The following is a 4,743-nucleotide window of genomic DNA, read 5'->3' as shown; positions in this document are numbered from 1 at the left end:
TCGGCCGGAAGCCGGAGCCCGGCGCGGTCGGCCCAGCGGGCCGCCTCCGAGGGCGTGAGTTCGGCGGCAGCGGACATGAGCGTTCTCTCCCGATCGGACAGGAACGGACGGCGGCGGGGGGGGCGGTCCTGGGCACCTGGTCCACGACCGCTCCACACCAAAAGCTAACGATTGGCTTTAAGCGACGGTAGGCCATAAGATCACTTAAAGCAAATTGATTGCGTTTAGAGGGGTGCCATCAGCCCCCTGACGAACCGAAGGAAAGACGCGACATGCAGGCTGCACCGACCGACCGGACCACCGCCCTCCGCTCCTGGACCGTGGGCGCCGTCGCCGTCCACCGCATCGACGAGATCCCCTGCCGCCCGCGACCGGAGCATGGCTGCTGCCGGACGCCACCCCGGAGGTGGTCAGGCACCAGGACTGGCTGCACCCGGAGTTCGCCGATCACGACGGCGTCCTTCACATCGACAGCCACAGCTTCGCCTTCACCGTCGACGGGATGCGCGTCCTCGTCGACACCGGCATCGGCAACGGCAAGGAGCGGGCCAACCCGGCGTGGCACAACCTCCAGACCGACTTCCTCGACCGCCTCACCGCCGCCGGATTCCACCCGGATTCGGTCGATCTGGTCATCCTCACCCACCTGCACGCCGACCATGTCGGCTGGAACACGCAAGAGGTCGGCGGCGCGTGGGTCCCCACCTTCCCCCGTGCGCGCTACCTCACCTCACGCGCCGAGCGCGAGTTCTGGGCCACGTATGACATGGAGCCGGCCCGGAGGCAGATGTTCCGTGACTCCGTGATCCCGGTCGAGGCGGCGGGTCTGCTCGACCTCGTCGACGTCCCGGCCGAGGGAGTCGAGATCGCTCCAGGGCTGCGCCTGCTGGCCACGCCCGGTCACACCCCGGGGCACGTCGCGGTCGAGCTGACCAGCCAGGGTGAAACGGCCCTGATCACCGGCGACTGCGTCCATCACCCGGTTCAGTTCGCCCACCCCGCCATCGGCGCCTGCGTCGACATAGACCCGGCACGATCCGAGGCCACGCGCCGGAGCCTGCTCAGCGACCTCGCGAGCACCGGCACCCTGGTCCTCGGCACGCACTTCGCGCCGCCCACCGCCGGCCTGGTGGTCACCCACGAGAACGCCTACCGCCTCGCACCCGTCCCTGCCACCGCGCACACCGTCCCGCACTGACCACGTACCTCATCCCCCGCCCGCCGGCCCGGGCCGCCCCTGAACCGCGGCGGCCCTGCACGTGGTGCGGGCTTGCCCACCCGTGGGCCGGTCGAGTGGTGCGACGGCAGGCCGGCGGTGTGGATTCGGGTGCCCACACATTGCCGGGACGATGAGGACACATATGCCATATTGCCGACGTACTCCTGACGAAAGGGATGTCATGAAGTTCGCAGTCATCGGCGGTACCGGGCTGATCGGGTCCCAGGTGGTCAAGAACCTCAACGCCGCCAGGCACGAGGCGGTACCGCACTCGCAGTCCACCGGAGTCGACGTCATCAGCGGCCAGGGGCTGGACGAGGCGGTGGCAGGAGCCGACGTCGTCGTCAACCTGACGAACTCCCCGACCTTCGACGACGCCTCACTGGCCTTCTTCCAGACCTCGATGGACCACCTCTTGGCTGCGGCGCACAAGGGTGGCGTCGGCCACTTCGTCATCCTCTCCATCGTCGGCGTGGACCAGGTGCCGGAGCTGGACTACTACCGCGCCAAGGTCCTCCAGGAGAACATCCTCGCGGCCGGTCCGATCCCCTACTCGATCGTCCGGGCGACGCAGTTCATGGACTTCATGGAAGCCGTCCTGTCCTGGACCGCCGACGGCGACACCATCCGGTTGCCCGCCACGCCGATCCAGCCGATCGCCTCCAAGGACGTGGCCGACGCGGTGGCGGAGGTAGCTTCGGGCGTCCCGCTGGCCGGCATCCGCAACATCGCCGGCCCCGAGATCTTCTCCCTGGACGATCTGGGCCGGCTCACCCTGTCCCGCAAGGGCGACAACCGTACCGTCGTCACCGACCCCACCGCCGGCATGTTCGCCGTCGTCAAGGGTGACGCCCTCACCGACAAGGACGCGCAACTCGCCCCCACCCGCTACACCGACTGGCTCGCCTGACGTGTGCGCGCCCTCTGGGCGCACAAACGGGCAGGCCACGCCTCCGTCACGACCCTCACCGTCGGCCTGGTCAGCGGGCTGCTCACCCGGGCGCTGCCGCATCGTGGCTCCCCCCCACAGAACTCGCACATCACGCGCGGAGTATTTCATGGACAGCTGTCCATGTATTCTGGACATCTGTCCATCACTGCTCGGAGAGAAGGGCTACGCCCATGGAGACGACGGCGACCGTTCTGGTAGGCCTGGTGGCCGCATTGCACGCGTACATCCTGGTGCTGGAGATGTTCCTGTGGGAGCGGGCACCCGGCCGCACGCTCTCGGGGTTCGACGCGGAGCTGGCCCGTGCCACCGCGCCGCTCGCGGCGAACCAGGGTCTCTACAACGGCTTCCTGGCCGCCGGCCTGATCTGGGGGCTGTTCGCCTCCGACCCGATCGGGTTCCAGGTCCGGGTGTTCTTCCTCTGCTGCGTCCTGGTCGCCGGCGTGTACGGGGGTCTCACAGCCAACCGGCGCATCCTGCTCGCCCAGGCGCTGCCCGGCGCGTTGGCGCTCGGCGCCGTCCTGCTGGCAGGGTAGGCGGCATGCCGGAAGACCCCCGTACGGAACGGACCCGGGCCAAGCTGCGTACGGCCCTGCTGGAGGAGTGCGCGAGCCGCCCGCTGGACGCGGTCAGCGTCGCCGCCCTGGTCCGCCGGGCCGGGGTCGGCCGGGCCACGTTCTACCTCCACTACGCGGACCTGGAGGCGCTGTCCGTCGACGCCTGCGCCGAGATCGTCCGCGAGGCGGTGGACGCCCTGCACGCCTGGCGCGGGGTCCCCGACCCCGCGGTCCCGCCGCCGGCCCTGACCGCCTTCTTCGACGCCCTCCCCCAGCACGGCGGGCTCTACCGGGAGTTGCTGCGCCCGGGCGGCGGCGGACCGCTCGGCCTCGTCCTGCACCAGGACCTGCGCGCCCGCAGCCGGGCCGAACGCGCCCTGGCGGGCGCCCCGGAGCCCGACCTGATCGCCTCCGCCGTGGCCGCGACCTTCGCCGGGATCCTCGCCGACTGGCTGCACGGCCTCATCGAGGCCACCCCCGCCGAGATCGCGGGACGGGTCTGGCGTCTGCTGATCGCCCTCCACCGGGCCCCGGGACCCGACTGGGGCTGACCCAACCCCGCTCCGGACGTGTCACCGGCTTCGGGACGGCGATGACCCCCTGCTGGAGGGGCCGGCGCAGCACGATCCGGGCGGCGCTGCGGCCGCGCTGGGCGGGCTCCGCTGCCGTGCGCGGCGGACGGGGCCCTGGTCCTGGTCAGTCCGTCGTCTCGTCGCAGTCGCTCCGCTACTTGGTGGTGGCGGAGAGTTCGCCGGCCTGGGCGCCATGCGGAAGGCGGGGACCGGTCTGCCATTCGTCCCGCAGGCCCCCCGCTCCGGCTTCGATCCCGAATGGGGGTCGCGGAAGCGGCGCCGAGGGCGATGTCCAGCAGCATCTCGGCGGCTCGCCGGGCACCCGTGAACGCCTGCGGGTCGTTGCAGGAGGCCGCCAGCGCGTTGGCGCCCTCGAAGATCACGGCGAGTTGCCCGCCGAGGGTCTCGGGGCCGGCTGCTCCGGCTTCGGCGGCCGTGGCCACGGGACGCGTTGTGGAATGGGCATCCAGGGATCAGCGCCGTGTCGCCGTCGACCGGGGCGAAGACCTCCAGCAGCCGCTGGACCGGCAGCAGTTCCTCCCGCTCCAGCTCCGCCTCGGCCGCGATCGACTTCTCCGGCTGGAAGCGGCGGAGATCCTCTTCCACCAGGGAGAAGGTTCGCGGCGAGCCGGCCGATGGTCCACCTCCGGCCGGCGGCCACGGGAAGAGCACGGGGTGCCGGCCCTCGCCACCCGGAAGATCCTCCTCACGGCACCCCGTCCGCCGCCGATCTTCACGAATTCGTCATCCGGGCAGCGGCGACTATGCTCCGGCCAGTGGCCTCCGCCGGGTCGCCGGATGGTGCGGGCGGAGGGCGCTGTTTCGCACGAATGAGGTTTCAGGAGCCCCGTGGTGATCGGACGTCAGGAAGAACGGGCGTTCATCGCCGAGGCGCTCTCCCCCCGAGCGGCGTCGTCGGTGCTGATCCTCGGGGAGGCCGGAGTGGGCAAGACCCTGCTCCTGGACACCGCCGTCGAGGAGGCCGGCCGCGCCGGCGCCCGGGTGCTGCGCGTACGGGGCAACGCCGCCGAGTCCGAGCTGGCCTTCGCCGGCCTGCACCAGCTGCTGCTGCCGCTCCTCGACGACACCGGCGCTCTGCCGTCCCGTCAGCGGGCCGCGCTGCTGGCGGCGTTCGGCCTCGGGGACGACCCGGCTCCGCCGGACCTGATGATGATGAGCCTGGCCGTGCTCACCCTCACGTCCCAGGCCGCCTCCACCGCGCGGCTGCTGCTGGCCGTCGACGACGCGCAGTGGCTCGACCGCGGCAGCTGCCAGGTGCTCGGCCGGGGCTGCCGCCCGGACTGGCTGGACGCGGCCGTCCCGGAGCTGGTCGTGCGCCCGCTGCCGCCCGCCGAGGCGGAGGAGCTCCTCGCCGCGCAGCCGGGCGCCCCCGTCGGCGCGGCCCGCCGCCACCTCCTCGACACCGCCGCCGGCAACCCGCTGGCC

At 71.8% G+C, this 4,743-nt stretch carries 4 protein-coding genes and 1 pseudogene; all 5 read left to right on the top strand.

The window, feature by feature from the left end:
• The first annotated feature begins 272 nt into the window (after nt 1-272).
• A pseudogene (locus VR44_RS31985) lies at nt 273-1,198 on the top strand (MBL fold metallo-hydrolase).
• Nucleotides 1,199-1,400: 202 nt separating this feature from the next.
• On the top strand, nt 1,401-2,129 hold the full coding sequence (locus tag VR44_RS31980) for an SDR family oxidoreductase (protein ID WP_045951127.1): 729 nt from the start codon (nt 1,401-1,403) through the stop codon (nt 2,127-2,129).
• Nucleotides 2,130-2,341: 212 nt separating this feature from the next.
• Nucleotides 2,342-2,704 carry a DUF1304 domain-containing protein gene (locus tag VR44_RS31975; protein ID WP_045951126.1) on the top strand — a complete coding sequence of 121 codons (363 nt, stop codon included), beginning with the start codon at nt 2,342-2,344 and terminating at the stop codon, nt 2,702-2,704.
• Between the two features lie 5 nt (nt 2,705-2,709).
• Nucleotides 2,710-3,276 carry a TetR/AcrR family transcriptional regulator gene (locus VR44_RS31970; RefSeq protein ID WP_045951125.1) on the top strand — a complete coding sequence of 189 codons (567 nt, stop codon included), beginning with the start codon at nt 2,710-2,712 and terminating at the stop codon, nt 3,274-3,276.
• An 873-nt stretch (nt 3,277-4,149) separates the two neighbouring features.
• Nucleotides 4,150-4,743, top strand: a 594-nt coding sequence (locus VR44_RS31965; RefSeq protein ID WP_169791065.1) for an ATP-binding protein, incomplete at its 3' end; no start/stop codon positions are given.

The sequence above is a fragment of the Streptomyces katrae genome (assembly GCF_000966975.1).
Classification (GTDB): domain Bacteria; phylum Actinomycetota; class Actinomycetes; order Streptomycetales; family Streptomycetaceae; genus Streptomyces; species Streptomyces katrae.
This window is presented reverse-complemented; position numbering and strand designations above follow the sequence as displayed.